12 protein-coding genes and 1 tRNA gene (1 of these 13 running past the window's edge) are annotated in these 17,142 nt (G+C 33.1%); 3 read left to right on the top strand and 10 right to left on the bottom strand.

Annotation, left to right across the window (positions count from 1 at the left end; all coding sequences use genetic code 11):
* Positions 1-11: 11 nt before the first annotated feature.
* From pruA to map, 6 genes are all read right to left on the bottom strand, one after another.
* Positions 12-1,637 (bottom strand): L-glutamate gamma-semialdehyde dehydrogenase, encoded by a 1,626-nt coding sequence (pruA, locus tag JC605_RS00550; protein ID WP_198854387.1) that lies wholly within the window; start codon positions 1,635-1,637, stop codon positions 12-14.
* Positions 1,638-1,790: 153 nt separating this feature from the next.
* On the bottom strand, positions 1,791-2,177 hold the full coding sequence (gene apaG, locus JC605_RS00545; RefSeq protein WP_008467225.1) for a Co2+/Mg2+ efflux protein ApaG: 387 nt from the start codon (positions 2,175-2,177) through the stop codon (positions 1,791-1,793).
* 79 nt (positions 2,178-2,256) lie between these two features.
* Positions 2,257-3,510 (bottom strand): DUF5103 domain-containing protein, encoded by a 1,254-nt coding sequence (locus JC605_RS00540; RefSeq protein ID WP_198854386.1) that lies wholly within the window; start codon positions 3,508-3,510, stop codon positions 2,257-2,259.
* Positions 3,511-3,585: 75 nt separating this feature from the next.
* On the bottom strand, positions 3,586-6,489 hold the full coding sequence (locus JC605_RS00535; protein WP_198854385.1) for a DEAD/DEAH box helicase: 2,904 nt from the start codon (positions 6,487-6,489) through the stop codon (positions 3,586-3,588).
* A gap of 119 nt (positions 6,490-6,608) precedes the next feature.
* Positions 6,609-7,382 (bottom strand): class I SAM-dependent methyltransferase, encoded by a 774-nt coding sequence (locus JC605_RS00530; protein WP_198854384.1) that lies wholly within the window; start codon positions 7,380-7,382, stop codon positions 6,609-6,611.
* Positions 7,383-7,401: 19 nt separating this feature from the next.
* Entirely contained in the window at positions 7,402-8,220 is an 819-nt protein-coding gene (map, locus tag JC605_RS00525) for a type I methionyl aminopeptidase (RefSeq protein WP_198854383.1), read from the bottom strand.
* Between the two features lie 204 nt (positions 8,221-8,424).
* On the opposite strand from map, the gene JC605_RS00520 reads away from it, so the two are divergent.
* Positions 8,425-9,675: a DUF445 domain-containing protein gene (locus JC605_RS00520; RefSeq protein ID WP_198854382.1), complete on the top strand. Its 1,251-nt coding sequence runs from the start codon at positions 8,425-8,427 to the stop codon at positions 9,673-9,675.
* 184 nt (positions 9,676-9,859) lie between these two features.
* On the opposite strand, the gene gpmI is transcribed toward JC605_RS00520, so the two are convergent.
* Together gpmI and JC605_RS00510 are read right to left on the bottom strand one after the other, a co-directional pair.
* Positions 9,860-11,377 carry a 2,3-bisphosphoglycerate-independent phosphoglycerate mutase gene (gene gpmI / locus JC605_RS00515; protein ID WP_198854381.1) on the bottom strand — a complete coding sequence of 506 codons (1,518 nt, stop codon included), beginning with the start codon at positions 11,375-11,377 and terminating at the stop codon, positions 9,860-9,862.
* A 140-nt stretch (positions 11,378-11,517) separates the two neighbouring features.
* Positions 11,518-13,947, bottom strand: coding sequence for a DUF5916 domain-containing protein (locus tag JC605_RS00510; protein ID WP_198854380.1), 2,430 nt, complete (start codon positions 13,945-13,947; stop codon positions 11,518-11,520).
* A gap of 303 nt (positions 13,948-14,250) precedes the next feature.
* Here JC605_RS00510 and JC605_RS00505 point away from each other — a divergent pair, with 303 nt between their 5' ends.
* Positions 14,251-14,976, top strand: a complete 726-nt coding sequence (locus JC605_RS00505; protein WP_198854379.1) for a murein L,D-transpeptidase catalytic domain family protein — start codon at positions 14,251-14,253, stop codon at positions 14,974-14,976.
* On the opposite strand, the gene JC605_RS00500 is transcribed toward JC605_RS00505, so the two are convergent.
* Both JC605_RS00500 and JC605_RS00495 read right to left on the bottom strand, forming a co-directional pair.
* Entirely contained in the window at positions 14,965-16,548 is a 1,584-nt protein-coding gene (locus JC605_RS00500; RefSeq protein WP_198854378.1) for a murein L,D-transpeptidase, read from the bottom strand. The two genes, JC605_RS00505 and JC605_RS00500, sit on opposite strands and share 12 nt — an antisense overlap.
* Position 16,549: 1 nt before the next feature.
* Complete coding sequence (locus JC605_RS00495) at positions 16,550-16,987, bottom strand: GNAT family N-acetyltransferase (protein WP_198854377.1); 438 nt, start codon at positions 16,985-16,987, stop codon at positions 16,550-16,552.
* A 134-nt stretch (positions 16,988-17,121) separates the two neighbouring features.
* Between JC605_RS00495 and JC605_RS00490 the strand changes: the two genes are divergently transcribed.
* Positions 17,122-17,142 (top strand) — tRNA-Gly (locus JC605_RS00490) (it continues 152 nt past the right edge of the window).

Below are 17,142 nucleotides of genomic sequence, written 5' to 3'. Positions count from 1 at the left end.
CTAAAAACAGATTATCCTAAGAAAGGGTATCTGTAATCTTCTGGAGTTACAAAAGTTTCTTTGATAGTTCTTGGAGAAGCCCAACGCAATAAGTTCAATGCAGAACCTGCTTTATCATTAGTTCCAGAAGCTCTTGCTCCACCAAATGGTTGCATTCCTACAACAGCTCCAGTTGGTTTGTCGTTAATGTAGAAGTTACCTGCAGCGTTTTGTAATTTAGTTGTAGCAACTTCAATAGCATAACGATCTTGGCTAAATACGGCTCCTGTTAAAGCGTACTCAGAAGTAGTGTCAACTAATTCAAGAGTTTCTTCCCATTTAGCATCTTCGTAAACGTAGATTGTGATAACTGGTCCAAATAACTCAGTTTCCATTGTAGTATATTTTGGGTTTGTAGTTACAATAACCGTTGGTTCAATAAAGTATCCAACAGATTTATCATAATTTCCTCCAACGATGATTTCTGCATCAGCATCTTTTTTAGCTTGGTCAATATAGCTAGCTAATTTGTCAAAAGAACCTTCGTGAATAACTGCTGTAATGAAGTTTCCGAAATCTTCTGGAGATCCCATTTTCATAGATTTTACATCAGCTATTAATTGCTCTTTTACAGCTGGCCATAAACTTTGTGGAATATAAGCTCTAGAAGCTGCAGAACATTTTTGTCCTTGGAATTCAAATGCTCCACGAGTAATTCCTGTAGCTACTTGTTTTACGTTTGCGCTTGGGTGAGCAATGATAAAATCTTTACCTCCAGTTTCACCAACAATTCTTGGGTATGTTTTGTAATTGTTAATGTTTGCACCAATTTTAGCCCAAATATCTTTAAATACGTGAGTCGATCCTGTAAAGTGAACACCAGCAAAATCACGGCTAGCCAAAACAGTATCTGTAATCATTAAAGCATCTCCAAAAACTACGTTGATAACGCCGTCTGGAACTCCTGCTTCTTTGAAAACATCAACGATAACTTTTGCTGAAAATACTTGGCTATCACTTGGTTTCCAAACTACAACGTTACCCATCATAGCTGCACTTGCAGGAAGGTTTGCAGCGATAGCAGTAAAGTTGAATGGAGTAATTGCGTAAACAAAGCCTTCTAAAGGTCTATATTCTAAACGATTCCAAACAGTAGAGTCTGATTTTGGTTGATCGTTGTAGATTTGAGTCATGAACTCAACATTGTAACGTAAGAAGTCGATTAACTCGCAAGAAGAATCGATTTCTGCTTGGTGAATATTTTTAGACTGACCAATCATTGTAGCGGCGTTAATGCGAGCTCTGTATGGTCCAGCGATAAGTTCAGCAGCTTTTAAGAAAATAGCAGCACGTTGTTCCCATGCCATGTTTGCCCATTTTTTTCTTGCTTCAAGTGCGTTTGCAATTGCTTTTTCAATATGTTGTTTTTCAGCTAAATGGTATTTTCCAACAACATGTTTGTGGTCGTGTGGAGCTGTAATGTTTCTTGTGTTTCCAGTTCTAATTTCTTCGCTTCCAATATATAAAGGAACGTCAATTTGAGAATTCCACATTGTGGTATAAGCAGCCTGAACAGCAGCTTTTTCTGGTGAGTTTGGTGCGTAGCTTTTTACAGGCTCGTTTACCGCTTTTGGTACATGAAAAAATCCTTTAAGCATGTTATTTAAAATTTGTGAATTAGACAATTTAAAGTCAGACGATTTGTTTTGTTACGAATAATCTAACGCTGCACAAAAGTACAAAGGATAAATTAATAAATTGACAATTTTATGATTAAGATAACGATAAATGCTATAGATGTAAACTATATCTTAATTTAATGCAAAAGGAGCACACATTCTAAAAGTCGGAACAATTACTTTAAATGTTTTTGTTGTAGTAAAATTGATCATGTTAAAATGACCTTTCATTGCGCCGTAAGGAGACGATAATAAACAGCCAGAACTATACGTATGGTTTTCGCCAGGTTTTAGAACTGGTTTTTTACCAATTACACCTTCACCGTCTACCACTTCCAAATCATTTAAAGAATCAAAAATTTCCCAGTGGCGAGAAGTTAATTGTACAGAGTCTTTACTATGATTTTCGATGGTAACTACGTAGCTAAAAGCAAAATGAATCTTGTAGTTCTTGAAGTATGTACCTTCAAAACTAGTCAAAACAGATATTTTTATGCCTCGTGTAATTTGAGAAACCATACTAACGCCGTATATATGTGAGTGTTATAGTGGCAAAGCTACGAAAAAAAATCGTTTAACCTAAAACCTTAACATTGTTTTAATTGACTATATTGATAGAGTTTGCATTTCCTTTTCCAATTACACGCTGATAACGATCTGTTGCTTCTTTGTAATAAACCAAGATGGTGTACTCGTTTTCAGTCTGATAAAAGTTTCCGTCAATGGCATTTTCAAAATCAATAACCCCTTTTTTGTCTGCAACGGTATATTGAAAATTAGTAAAACCCTGCTTAATCATAATGGCTTTTTCAAAAACAGCTTTATCAGTATTGTAATCCATTTTGTATTCTGGAGAAAGGCTGTAATTATTGAACATTCCTGTAATATAAATATCTTTATTCATTCTAAAAGCAGGAGCAGAAAGCGTAAAATAAACCCAAGCATAATCAGCTTCAATATCGTTGTTAGATCCATTAATGTTCTTTACCACAAAGTTTCCGTTTACATCTTCATAATTAGTATAAATCTGATTTCCTCTTGCGGCATTGGTGTATAAAAATGAATTATAGATATCATTGTTCGAGCCTATTTTAGCAACATTATTACTGGCTGCGCGAATGTCTTTATTTTCAAAATATAAAAACTCATTTCCTCCCCAAAATTGAGTTTCTTTGTCATATTTGTAAATAAGCTGATTGCCAATGGTGTATTGAGGAACAATGTTTTTTATCTCAGTTTGAAAGTTTCCATTTTGCAATAAAAGCACTTTTACATTCTGCAATGGAGTCTGAAAAGCAATATCATTTGATAAAATTGTAAATTCTAGATTCTGCTTGTAATCAATATTACTCAGATTACGGCTTCTTTTTACTTGTACTCCAACGGTACAATGATTTTCATATAAAATAAATTTTCTTGAGAAAACGAGTTCCCGATCTTCATTTAAAATCCGAAGCATATAATTTCCCGAAAGACGTATTTGTTGTGTAAACTGATTCGGAAAAGTAAGCCTATAATGAGTATATACTTGAAGTGTATTAAACGAATTAGAAAAGTCTGTAATTCTCTGGTTATCCATGCCGACAACGTAGTCTGTTTTTGGAATAGCTGTTGGAATCCAATTGTAATCGCAATGAATGATTTCAAAATAATAATTAGCTTCATTGCCAAACAAATCATCAAATTGAAATGAAAATCCAGAACCCAATTCGAAAATTGGCGGAACATTACTTCCATTTTGAATAAAAGAAACCGTTTTAATATTATAAGGAGGATCAATTTCTTTTTCTTGAGCTTTCGCTAAAGTGAAAATAAAAAGGAAAATAAAGCTTGTATATAAAAATTTTGGCATCGTATTTTGTTGTAAGATTTGTAAATATAACAATTTTATACAACGAAAAAGATGCCAATCTGTTGGGTTTAACAATTACGAGCCTAAAATGTATTCTAAGTTACCTTCAATCTCATCATTGATGTAACTTTCTTCCAAAAGAGAATCTGATAATAGCTTTTTATTTTCTTGAAGTTTGATGATTTTTTCCTCAACTGTGTTTTTCGAAATAAATCGAACAACGTTAACTTTATTCATTTGTCCGATTCTATGCGCACGTCCAACGCCTTGTTTTTCTGCGAAAGGATTCCACCAAGGATCCAAGAATAAAACGTAAGAAGCTTTCGTAATATTTAAACCAACTCCACCTGCTTTTAATGAAATAAAGAACAATAACGGATTTTCTTTTTCTTGAAACATCTTCACCTGCTGTTCTCTTTTATCTGCTGGCGTTTCACCAGTAATTTCGCAGAATGCAATTTTGTTTTCCTTACACCAATCGGTATAAAAATTCAAATTGGTAACAAACGAACTAAAGATGATTACCTTTTGTTTTGCTTTTACCAAGTTTTCTAGATAATTTGTAACAGCAATAAATTTTCCAGAATCAATTTCAGAATCTGCATCAACCATTTTTGGGTGATTACTTAACTGACGCAATTTCATCAACGTATTAATAATGCTGATTTTATCAGGAGATCCATCCGTTTTAAGTAAGAAATTACGAGCTTTAGATTTTTCTTTTTCATATAATTTTTCCTGTTCAGGATCCATATCGCAGTAATAAATCTGCTCTGTTAATTCTGGTAAATCTTTTAAAACCTGTTCTTTGGTTCGTCTTAAAATATAAGGTTGGATGAGGTTTTTTAATTCTGATAAAACTTCTTCATTCTGTTTTTTCTCAATCGGATTTTTGAAATTCTCCATGAAAAAGGCATAAGTTCCCAAAATATCAGGATTGATAAACTGCATTTGTGACCATAAATCGTCAAGCGAATTTTCGATTGGTGTTCCGCTTAAAGCAATTTTATGTCCCGTACTAATTTTATTTATAGCTTTAAAAATCTTAGAATTTTTGTTTTTGATGTATTGGCTCTCGTCCAAAATCAGATAACGGAAATCGTACTTTTCTAAAATTGAAATATCACGATGAATAATGCTGTAACTTGTAAAAATCAAGTCGGTCGAATTGATTCTGCTTGCTAAAGATTTTCTGTCGTTACCAACATATTGCATTTTCGAAAAGTGAGGCGTGAATTTTCCAGCTTCATTAAACCAGTTAAAAACCAAAGAAGAAGGAAGAACAATTAGAGCTTTTAATGGTTCTCTTTCTACAGTTGTTTCGTTCGAAAACAAATCAAAATTGGTGGTTTTGGTTGTAAAGCCTAATTGTTCCTGTACGGAAACCAAAACAGATAAAGTCTGCAATGTTTTTCCTAGTCCCATATCGTCGGCTAAACAAGCTCCCATGTTAGAATTGAAGTGTCCTAAAAGCCATTTTACACCCTCAATTTGATACGGTCGTAGAGTTGCTTTTATCAAGTCTGAAGCAGTAAATTCGGCCTGATGAATTTGATCTAAATCACTGTCAATTTCTGAAATTCCGTCTAAAGCTGTAAAATTGCTTTTGCGTAACAAAAGAACTCCATTTTCTGTTTTAGCTAATTTCGCCAAAGAACCATATTTGCTAAACCATTCTAACGGAATCAAAAAGTAGTTTCCGTCAGGCAAAGGGAAAAGTCTTTCTTTGCTTTTTATGTTTGGAATAATTTCGCTGAAATTAATCTTATAATTTCCAACCGTGATGATGATTTTAATATCAAACCAATCTCCAGTTGTTTCTTTAGAAGCAGAAATACTGTGGTTTTCAGTGATAATTTCTTTGCTTTCCAGTTTTAAGTTTTCAATGTTAAAGCCTAGATCTTTCAGTTTTTCTTTATTGTCAATTATCAATTGAATGTTGATATAAGGATCTGAATTTTCAGCATCAGAAATTAATCCAAATAATTCATTTTTGATTTTTTCTAAACCAACTTCGAATAGTTTTTCTGCATATGAATTTTCATCAGCGCTTCGTTTAAACTGAATGATTCGAGGTTCATTGGCAACGCTGAAATCTACAAATGAATGTGTTTTTTTTGTTTTGCTTCCATCAAAAATATATCCGTTATAATCAAAATAAAGATTGAGATAATAACAGTTTTTAAAGAAATCAAAAACAGGCTGAATCGTACAAGAAGCGATTTGGTCACGAAGTTCAATTTCAAAACCATTGGCATCAATGTCAATTTTTTTAGCTATTTCGGGAATGAAATTCTTAAAATAATCATCAACCAATTTTGAAGGAATCTCGATTGATTTTTTCTTTAAAAATGGAGTCAGTTTTTTACCGTTTAGCTCTTTTAATTGTCCTAGTTTTTTATTGACAATCAACCAGCCAGGTTCATCAGAAAGAATATCTACTTTATTGTCCATTGGCAAAAATGTAGTCTCGTTTTCTTTTAAAGAAAGGGTATAAGTGATTCCTTCTGAATGTTTATCGAACTGAATTTGAGGTTCAAAATCTAATGGATCAATGCTGACTCTTGAACGATAAAAATCTTTTTCTGGTCCTAAATCAATAGACAGCGGATATTGCTCTTGAACAATTAAACTGTAAAACGGACTTAAATTAATTTTTAAATGCTGGCGAATAGCAAAATCAATTTTAGAATCTTTCTGCAAATCGGCAATTGTTTTAGCTGATTTTACTTTTGCGCTAAATTTTTTAAATACAAATTCAGGTTTTAAAGATTCGCAAATAGTAAGAATCTTTTTTGAATTGTGATCTAAAGTTTCATAATCAATACCAAAACTCTCCAGCACGCCTTTGGTTGCTTTTTTGTCAAGATATTTGATTTCGCTTGTATTTTCGACAATATACGCTGTTGGGATATAGGCGTTCAGATTTTTTTCAAAACTGATGTCAAAACAGAACTGAAAGGATTTTGTAGGTTCCAAGGTTTAGGGATTTGGTTAGGCTTGTATTTTAAGATTGGGCAAAAAAAGAAAGAGTTTTCAAAATATCAATAATTTGAAAACTCTTTTTAATGAACTTATATCACTTATTTGATGAAAAATTAGTTTTCCTGTTTAAAGCAAAGCGGAATAATTTCGCCCTTTGCTAAACAGTATTTTTCAACCAATTCTGGTGCAATTTTATTGGTATAATCTTCTTCGATAACAATAAAACCAATGCTTCTTAATTTGTCAAAATAATCGCGTCCGTAAACACGCACGTGATCGTATTGTCCGAAGATTTTAGCACGTTCTTTTTGATCTGTAATAGAATCATCTGCAAATGTAACTTCACGAGATAAATCTTGAGGAATCTGCAAAATTGCCATTCCGCCAGGCTTTAAAACTCTGAATAATTCCTGCATTGCTTTTGTGTCATCAGGAATATGTTCTAAAACGTGATTGCATAAAATAATATCATATTCATTGTCTTTGAAAGGTAAATTGCAGATATCTGCTTTTACATCTGCCAAAGGAGAAAGTAAATCGGTTGTTGTATAATCAAGGTTTTTTTGCTTACGGAATCTTTTATAAAAAGCTTGTTCTGGGGCAAAATGCAATACTTTTTTTGGCGCTGTAAAAAAATCAGTTTGATCGTTTAAATACAACCAAAGTAAACGATGTCTTTCTAAAGAAAGTGTACTTGGCGAAAGTACATTATTACGTTGTTTTCCGTATCCGTAAGGCAAAAACGATTTAAAGCTTTTTCCGTCAATTGGATCTGTAAATTTATCTCCTTTTAAAGAGAAAGCTAAAATTGGACGCGCCACATAACTCAAACGAATTAATATTGGACGCGGGATTGTATTTAAAACTAATTTGAAAAGTTTTTTCACTGGTTTGATTCGGGTTGTATTATAATACTAATGGAACTTGTCTGAATTCGTCTTCTTCGTTGCTTTCGATTCCTAAAGCTTTGTAGATGTATTGGAAAGTAGATAATAATTCAGGTTTTCCGTCAACCAAAGCTACATCGTGCTCAAAATGCGCACTAGGTTTTCCGTCAGCAGTCAAGATTGTCCAGCCGTCTTTTAGTTGTTTGATGTTTCTAGTTCCCATGTTGATCATTGGTTCGATTGCTACGACCATTCCTTCAACAAAAAGCTTTCCTCTTCCTCGTTTTCCGTAATTTGGCATTTCTGGTTCTTCGTGCATTTTTTGTCCGACACCATGTCCGACCAATTCACGAACTACTCCGTAACCGTGAGCTTCAGTATATTTTTGAATCGCATTTCCAACATCTTCTACACGATTTCCAGCTTTAAATTCTCTAATTCCAACGTAAAGAGATTCTTTAGTGACACGTAAAAGTTTTTTAACTTCTGGTGCAACTTCTCCAATTTCGAAACTGTACGCATGATCTCCGTGGTAACCATTTTTGAAAGCGCCACAATCAACCGAAATAACATCACCACTTTTTAGAGGAATATTATTAGGAATACCGTGAACAACTTGAGCGTTTGGGCTCATGCAAAGCGAATTTGGGAAATCGTACAATCCAAGGAAACTTGGAACTGCACCGTGATCACGAATAAATTCTTCGGCTAATTTGTCAAGATATAATGTGGTTACTCCCTCTTTAATTTCAGAAGCAATCATTCCTAATGTTTTTGATACGATTAAAGCACTTTCGCGCATTAATTCGATTTCTTCTCTAGTTTTCTGGATAATCATATTTTTCCCATTTTCAGTTGGCAAAAATACAATTTTTATCTCATTTTTTGCGCAAAATTTTTAGCCACGAATTTCGCGAATTTGCACAAACGATTTAGTCAAAGATTTTACGGTAAAACCAATTGGTGAAAATTGGAGGAATTCGTGGCAAAACTAATATCTCCAAAAAAAAGCAGTAAATTAGTAGTACAAACGCTTATAATTATGGAAACTATTATAGATCGAGATATTGCCAAAGTAAAAGCTCTAAAGAAAATGAAGAGAAATGCTTTGGGACTTTTGGGTATTGCAGTGCTGTTGTTTTTAATTGCTATTTATTTTAAAATTCCGATGCTGCAGGCTTTTAGCGAAGCGGCTATGGTGGGCGGAATTGCCGATTGGTTTGCTGTTGTGGCATTATTTCGACATCCGATGGGAATTCCGATTTGGCATACGGCAATTATTCCTACCAAGAAAAATGAAATAGGAGAGAATCTTGGGAATTTCGTTTCTGAGGAATTTCTGGATCGAGAAAAAATGGAAATTAAATTGGATGAATTTAATTTTGCGGTGAAAGCTTCAGATTGGATTTCGCACGAAGAAAATGCTAATAAAATAGCAAATGTTGTTACAGTTAATGTTATTCCTGGAATCTTACGAACGATTAAAGATGAAGATGTAAAAAGATTTATTCAGGTTCAATTTAAGGAAAAAATAGAAGGAATTAATTTCGGAAATTGGGTTGCTGTTGCTTTAGAACCTTTGCAAAAAGGAGAATTGAAAAATCAGATGCTGACGAATCTTCTCGAAGTTATGAGCACTGAATTGACTAATAATAAAGATTTAATTAGACAAAAAGTAAAAGCTTCGACTCCGCTTCTAAGTTTTGGATTGGCAGATAAAAGCATTACCGAAGGTGTTTTTAATGGCTTACAAGATTTTTTAAATGAAGCCAAAAAGCCAGAAAGCGCAGTTCGTTTAAAGATTGATGAATACATTTTTAATTTCTTAGAAAAGGTAAAGAATTCAGAAGAAATGAGAATTAAAATTAATGATATCATTTTGGGTTTTGTCGGAAAAAAAGAAGTTCAAGATTACATCAACGGAATTTGGGACGAAATTAAATTATCCATTACAAACGATTTGAGTAAAGGCGACGATTCTTCTATTAAAAATAGCATCGCAGGGTTAATTCAGACTTTTGGAAATGGAATTAAAGAAGATGCAATAATGATTGATAAGATCAATAATTTCATTAAAAATGATTTATTATCAATTCTTTTAAATAACAAAAAAGTGATTGGGGATTTAATTTCTTCAACTGTAAAAAGTTGGGACGGAAAAGAAGTTTCTGAAAAACTAGAATTAGAAATAGGAAAAGATCTTCAATATATCAGGATTAACGGTACATTAGTTGGTGGTGTTATTGGGCTTATTATTTATGGTGTGGAACAATTGTATCATTTATTTTTATAATGTGACACTCGTAAATTTTGTTGTTTCGACGAAGGAAAAATCTCTACAAGTAGTCCACAACGATAAGCCAATCTTTGTAGAGTTTCTCGCGAAGATTTCTCCTTCGTCGAAATGACAAAATAGAGATCAAAAAAAGAGGCAAATTTTTAAAATTTGCCTCTTTTTATATAAAGAAAAATATTTTCTACAATAATGAATGACAAGTCATAGCATTTGGTTGCTGAACTCCCATTAATTCTAAAATTGTTGGAGCAATATCACCTAAAACACCATCTTGAATGCTTTTAAGTTGTTTGTCAACTAAAATAATCGGCACTGGGTTTGTTGTGTGAGCTGTATTTGGAGATCCGTCAGGATTGATCATTGTTTCGCAGTTTCCGTGATCTGCAATTACGATTGTAGTGTAATCGTTAGCAAGAGCAGCATCGATAACTTTTTTCGCGCAAGCGTCAACCGCTTCACAAGCTTTAATTGCAGCTTCCATAATTCCAGTATGGCCAACCATGTCACCATTTGCGAAGTTTAAACAAACGAAATCAACTTCACCTTTGTTCAATTCTGGAACAAGAGCATCAGCCAGTTCGTAAGCGCTCATTTCTGGTTTTAAATCGTAAGTTGCTACTTTTGGAGAGTTTCTTAATATTCTAGATTCGCCTTCAAAAGGAGTTTCTCTTCCTCCAGAGAAGAAGAAAGTTACGTGAGGATATTTCTCTGTTTCAGCAATTCTGATTTGTTTTTTGCCAGCTTTTTCTAAAACCTCACCAAGAGTTTCTGTGATATTATCTTTATTGTAAACCACTTTTACGTTTTGATATGTCTCGTCGTAGTTTGTCAATGTTACATAATATAAGTTTAGCTTGTGCATGTTTTGCTCGTGGAAATCTTGCTGAGAAAGTGCTTCAGTAAGTTCGCGCCCTCTATCTGTTCTGAAGTTAAAGAAGATTACAACATCACCTTCTACAATAGTTGCAAGAGGTTTTGCATTAGCATCAACCATAACAACTGGTTCGATGAATTCGTCAGTAACGTCTTTTTCATAGCTTTCCAAAACACTAGAAACGGGATTTGTTGATGGAGTTCCAACACCGTTTACTACAAGATCGTAAGCTAATTTTACACGTTCCCATCTTTTATCACGGTCCATTGCATAGTAACGACCAATGATAGAAGCGATTTTTACAGGAGTATCTTTAATATAATCTTCAAGATCATGAATATATTTTGCTCCAGATTTAGGGTCAACATCTCGGCCGTCTGTAAAAGCGTGAATGTAAACTTGATCCAAACCATACTCTTGAGAAGCATCGATTAATCCGCGAAGGTGTGAAGTATGTGAGTGAACACCACCATCCGAAACTAATCCTAAAAAGTGTACTTTCTTATTGTTGTCTTTAGCGTAAGTAAAAGCATCAATCAAAACTTGCTCTTTTGCTAATGTTTTATGCTCTACAGCTAAATTTATTTTGGCTAAATCTTGGTATACAATTCTTCCTGCACCCAGATTCATGTGTCCAACTTCGCTATTTCCCATTTGTCCTTCTGGCAAACCAACATTTAATCCGTCAGTTCTAAGTTGTGCACTTGGGTAGTTTTTATAAAGACTGTTTATAAAAGGAACATTTGCATTGTCTATTGCAGATACTTTAGGGTCAGGAGATTTTCCCCAACCGTCTAAAATCATAAGGATAACTTTTTTGTTCATTACTTTTTGTTTTCTACAAAGATAAGTCATTTCTAAAAATAGGTAAGAAACGATTGTTACATTTATATTTAATAAAATGAAGCTCGATAAAAAATATTAATTTAATCGCAGAAGCCTTTATTTTTTAAAATTAATTCACCCTAAGCTCTTTTTCTGACTTTATTTTTGACGGCGTTGTAGTCAATAAAATATTTTACACTAATAGAAAAAATATGTTTTAGAGCATCATTATTTAATAATCCTGCAACATTATGTCTGTAGTCTTTATCAATAACTCGTTCAAAATTAGCTGCATTATTTCGGTACAAAGCAGAAAGCTGACTACCTGGGGCAAACCACCAAGAATAAGATAAATCGGCATTCCAAGAATAAAAACTTGAATTTTTATTGTTGGTATACTGCGGATAAGGATTAAGATCTCCATTTGAATCTAAAATTAGAATGTCTTTATTATCGGCATAAGACCAATATTGACGGACAGCTAAATTTATTGTCATGGTACTGTTTACAGCATATTTGCCTCCTAAAGTATTAGAATAAGTGATAACATTTCTGTTTGCAAAAATAATATCGTTTGGAGTTGTTGCATTATTGTCGCTATCAATTTGATCGATATAACCTTTATTGTTGTTTTTTCTAATGTAGCTAAAGAAGTAGTTTAATAAAAGCTTATCGCTGAAGCGATATCTTGGACCAATATCAAAACCATATGTAAGACGATCAGATTGGTCAAATACATTAAAAGTGCCATTTAAATCTATTGCAAACTTATGATTGTAGTTGGTAGAAATGCTTCCCCAAGTGTCTATTCTTCTCGGAATTGCAACATATCTGTTCGCAGCACGCGGTTCATAATAATCGTAAGTTTCTAACGGATAAAAAGTAATTCCGGTTCCGTAATAGTTGTTTTTTACGGTTGTAAGGTTTAAATTGGCATTGACGCTATTATCCTGTAGTTTTCCAGATTCTTTATTGAATTCGGTATACATATTATAATTAATCCTAAAAGTATTAAAACGTTTCGTTGGATTTAGGATTCTATAATTGGCATTTCCGTAAAAATTATAATAATTAGTGTAGAAATTAATACCCAAATCATTGGGATCGTAATCTTTTGTAACAAAATCTGAGCCTATGCTATATCTGTAGTTTCCGCTCGTTTCGGCCAAACCAATTGTAGAATAAACCCCGTTTTTGTCTTGAATATCGTTTATCATACTGTATTTAACATTTCCATACAAGCTATAGGTATTTGCTTTGGTGTTTAAGTCCCAAGCTAAACCAGTGACATTTGCATCTCTAACGTGGCCATTTCGAGTTACATTGGTATTGATAAAAGTAACCGACGAGTTTTTTCTAAAACGCTGGTCCAAGACCAATACATTATAATTCGTAAGCGGTTCAACGATTACTTGTCTCGTTTCGCCACTTTCTGTGTTTTTTATAGTAGCAAAAGTTTTTTCCGTCACAGCATTTAGAACTCCAATTCCGAGTCCGTCTTTTGTTCTTCCCGATAATTTTAAGGCGTTCACCAAATTTACAGCAGCGGGCAATTCTGTAATTTCTTCATTTTCATTTAGCGAAGGATCAATTGATGGTGCGCCTCCAATTCTTCGTGAATAAAATATATTCCCTTTGCTAAATAAGTCCGTCCCTTCTGTAAAAAAGGCTCTATTTTCGTTAAACTGCTGTTCAAAAGGACCAAGATTTAAAATCTGATCGTCATATTTTGTCTGTCCAAAATCTGGAATTAAAATAGCATCAACAGTAAAAGCATCTGTTATGCCGTATTTAATATCCATTCCTCCTTTAATTGTTCCGTATGTTTTTTGTCCGTCAGAAGCATTCAGATAATAAGAAGCATAAGGCATAAAAAACAAACGAGTAGGAGGTTTTATGTTTTCAATTCCTTCTAAAGTTCCTGCTTGCTGCGTAAAAGTACCAATCTTTCTATCGACAAAATTCCAAGTATATTTATAGCGATCGCGTTTGATTTCTCTAAAGAAATTAATTCCCCAAATTTGTTTGTTTTCTCCAGAAAAGCGTAGAGCTGAATACGGAATTTTCATTTCAACAATCCAACCGTTTTCTGTCAAAGAAGCTTTACTGATCCAAACAGCATCCCAAGAATAATCTTCCCCATTTGCATCGGTCATAATGCAATCACCTTGAACATCGGCTGCAGAAACATAAAACATAAAATCCTGCTGTCCGTCATTAAAACCATTTATAAAGACGCCAAAAAGATCTGCTGTTCCAAAATTATCACGCTGCGAGATTTCTTTTAGAATCTTAGATGGTTCGTTGTCATACATCATTGCGCCAATATAAATTGCATCATTATTATAAATGACTTTAACTTCGGTACGTTTCTCGTACGGAATAGCTTTGCCATTGTCTGGTTCCAGCATGATAAAATCTGTGGCAATTGGTACATTTTCCCAAGCAGGTTCGTCTAGTTTTCCATCAATAGAAATAGTATGAGAAGTTACTTGCGCCTGAATTGATTTTTTCTGGCCATAACTCAACATGGAGCATAATAGAAAACTGAGGAAAATAATTTTTTTCATTGAATTTTTTGATGCGAAATAAATGGCAAATGTATTTTTTATAGAAGCAATAGACTAAATTTTATTCTATTTGTTACAGTTTATATTTCAAGATTTCCATTTTTGTTCGTATTTTTTTAAGAAAACGGGTTAAAATGTTATGAATTTAACTATAAGATAAAATCTTACAGAAATAGTGTTTTTTATGTTAATAATGTTAAAGTTTAAGTAAAAAAGGTCTGAAAATCAGGCTTATATTTTGCAAGGTGTGATTTTTTTATATTTTTGCGATACCCAAATTTTTGTTTAACCTAAAGAAATTCAATGATTTACAAAATTTATCCGTTATTTGTGTTTTTGCTATTGTCTTTTGGAAAAGATTCAAAAAACACAGCCGATCTTAAAAAAAATGCCACTGTAAAGACGATTGCTAAAGTCGAAAAAGTTACAGTAGATTCTAAAATCGAGAGCGTTTATAACTCGCTAAATTCAAACAATTTTAAAATGCCTGAATTTAAAACTTTCACAGAAGCTTTAAAAGGATTTTATTTATTGAAAGAAAGAGGAGTGATCAAGAAAAATATCTTAACACTAATTGATTTTAGTTTGTCATCAAACACTAAACGTTTGTGGGTGATCGATTTAACTAGTAATACAATTTTGTTTAATTCTCTTGTAGCTCACGGAAGAAATACTGGAGAAGAATTTGCTTCAGCATTTTCAAATCTTAATTCATCATTTAAAAGCAGTTTAGGGTTTTATGCGACTGGCGAAATTTATCAAGGAAAACATGGTGCTTCTTTGCGTTTAGATGGTTTAGAAAATGGCGTAAATGACAACGCTCGCGAAAGAGGCGTTGTAATGCACGGCGCAGACTATGTGTCCGAATCTTTCATCAGAGATCATAAAAGATTAGGTAGAAGCCAAGGCTGTCCTGCAGTTCCAGTTGAATTGACAAATGAAATTATTCAGTTAATAAAAGACAAATCGTGTTTATATATTTATCATCCATCAAGAAGTTTCGAGATGGAAGAGAGGCTAATTTCTTAATTTCGCATATAAATCCGAATCTAAATCATAAATATCAGCTCTGAAAATGAGCTGATTTTTTTTGCTCCATGCTGTCCAATACCATTGGTACAAAGCATACTTTTTGGTAATCTTAAAACTCATGGTTGTTTTACTTGCAATAATGGTGTCAATTCTGTCTTGAGGCCAATTTCCGTCAACATCTAATATATGTTGAGCCAATTCCAGCGGATTTTCAACGCGAACACATCCCGAACTCATAGAACGATTATTGCGTCCAAAAATACCTCGGTGATTCGTATCGTGCAGATAAACACTGTGATGATTTGGAAACAAAATTTTCATTAATCCCAATGAATTATCATAACCAGGACTTTGTACATAACGATAATTGTTGGGTTTGTTTTCATTCCAAGCCATTGGAGAAACTACTTTTCCAGAAGTATCATAAATCGTAATATTTTTATTAGCCAAATAATTGCGATTTCTTTTCATTGCTGGAACAACATCTTCTTTTAGAATTGTTGGAGGAACAGTCCAAGTCGGGTTAAAAACAACTGTTTTTAGGTAAGAAGTAATAATTGGTGTTCTTCTTTTGCTAGTTCCAACTACAACATTTCTAACCAAAGTTGTATCATTACTTTCAACAACATTTAAGCTGTAATCAGGAATGTTTATAATAAAATAGTTTTCAGCTAATTCTGATGGGTACCATCTCCAACGCTCCAAATTAGCAATTATCTGTTTTTTTCTATCTTCCTTAGAATGGTTTAAAGCGCGAATAGTTCCAGCTCCAATAACTCCATCTGAAGCTAAACCGTGCCTTTCTTGAAATCTTTTTACAGATTCGAATGTTTTTTTGTCGTAAATCTTTGTAAGACTATCTTTTCCAGACATGTCGTTCCAATACAAAAGCCTTTTTTTAATATTAACTAAAGCAGGATTTGTATCGTTTAAAACGATTTTATCGACAGATTCAATAGTTTTTACATTGTCATCTGGAAAAGTATTTATGATTTCAAGTGCTTTTAGTAACTCTTTGTAAATTTGAGTTTTAGGTTGAATGTTCTCAACAATGCTGTCTAGTTTGTTTTTGTTGAATCCTTTAATTAATACAGAATTTACATCAAACTCTTTTTCATCTAAATCCCAGTTGGTGTATAATTTTTTGGGGTCTAACTTTCCCTTATATAAATGATTTAAATATTTTTCAAAATTATAAGTCAGCAAAACATCATAAGAAGCCAAGTCTTTATCGCTGAGTGAAGCAATGTTACTCTCGAATTTTTTAAGTTGAGATATTTTGTAATCCTCTGGTTCTAAGCCCAATTTATCTGATTTTTCTAATTGTGATAAAACAAAAGTTCTCTTTTTAAGATTTCCCCATATTGTCTGATTTTCAGACCCTATATAAAATTGTTTTAAAGTTTCGCTTTTATAAGTGCCAATTATTGCAGTATCAATTTCAACTTTTCTTTCATCAGTAAGTATAATTGCTGGTACCGTTTTTTTTATAATAGGTGTAAGTTTTGGGCTTTCTTTTTTGCAGCCCACAAAAAGACATATTACTACTAAAGAGTAAAATTTTTTCATTTTATAATTTTTTAAACATCAAATAATGTTCGCCAACATCTTTAATATCAAATGCTTCACCTTGGGGCTGGTAATTCATTTTTTGATAAAAGCCTACAGCGGCTGTTCTGGCGTTAAACCAAATCAAGTCAACTTTGTTTTCATTGCAGTAGGTTTCGCAATGCTTTACCAAATCTTCTCCAAATCCTTTTTTCTGATGAGTGTCTAAAACAGCCATTCCACGAATCTGCGCTTGATTTTGTGCGGCAAATATAGTGTTGATTTTTTCAAATAACGAAATAATTCCTATTAAATCTTCATCATCAAATAAACCAAAATGATGAGTAGTCTCTAAATCATCTCCTTCAAACATGCAACTTTCGATAGGTTTTCCTTTTCTTAAAACAGGTTGGCGAACAGCATAAGTCTCTTTTGATGGAATTTCTTTAATTGTGATCATAATTTTTTTAAAAATATTGCATTTATAACTTTTTAATTTTAAATCAGTTATAAAAAAATGTTGTTTTTCATTAATTTTTTTTGCTCAAAAGCTTGTTTTGAACTGAACTTTCTTTCTATATTTGCACAACCAATGCGAAAGTAGCTCAGTTGGTA

Origin of the sequence: Flavobacterium sp. IB48, from assembly GCF_016405855.1 — a bacterium.
In the GTDB taxonomy this organism is placed as follows: Bacteria; Bacteroidota; Bacteroidia; order Flavobacteriales; family Flavobacteriaceae; genus Flavobacterium; species Flavobacterium ginsengisoli.
Note: the sequence above shows the minus strand (reverse complement) of the source record. Positions and strands in the feature narration are given on the sequence as shown.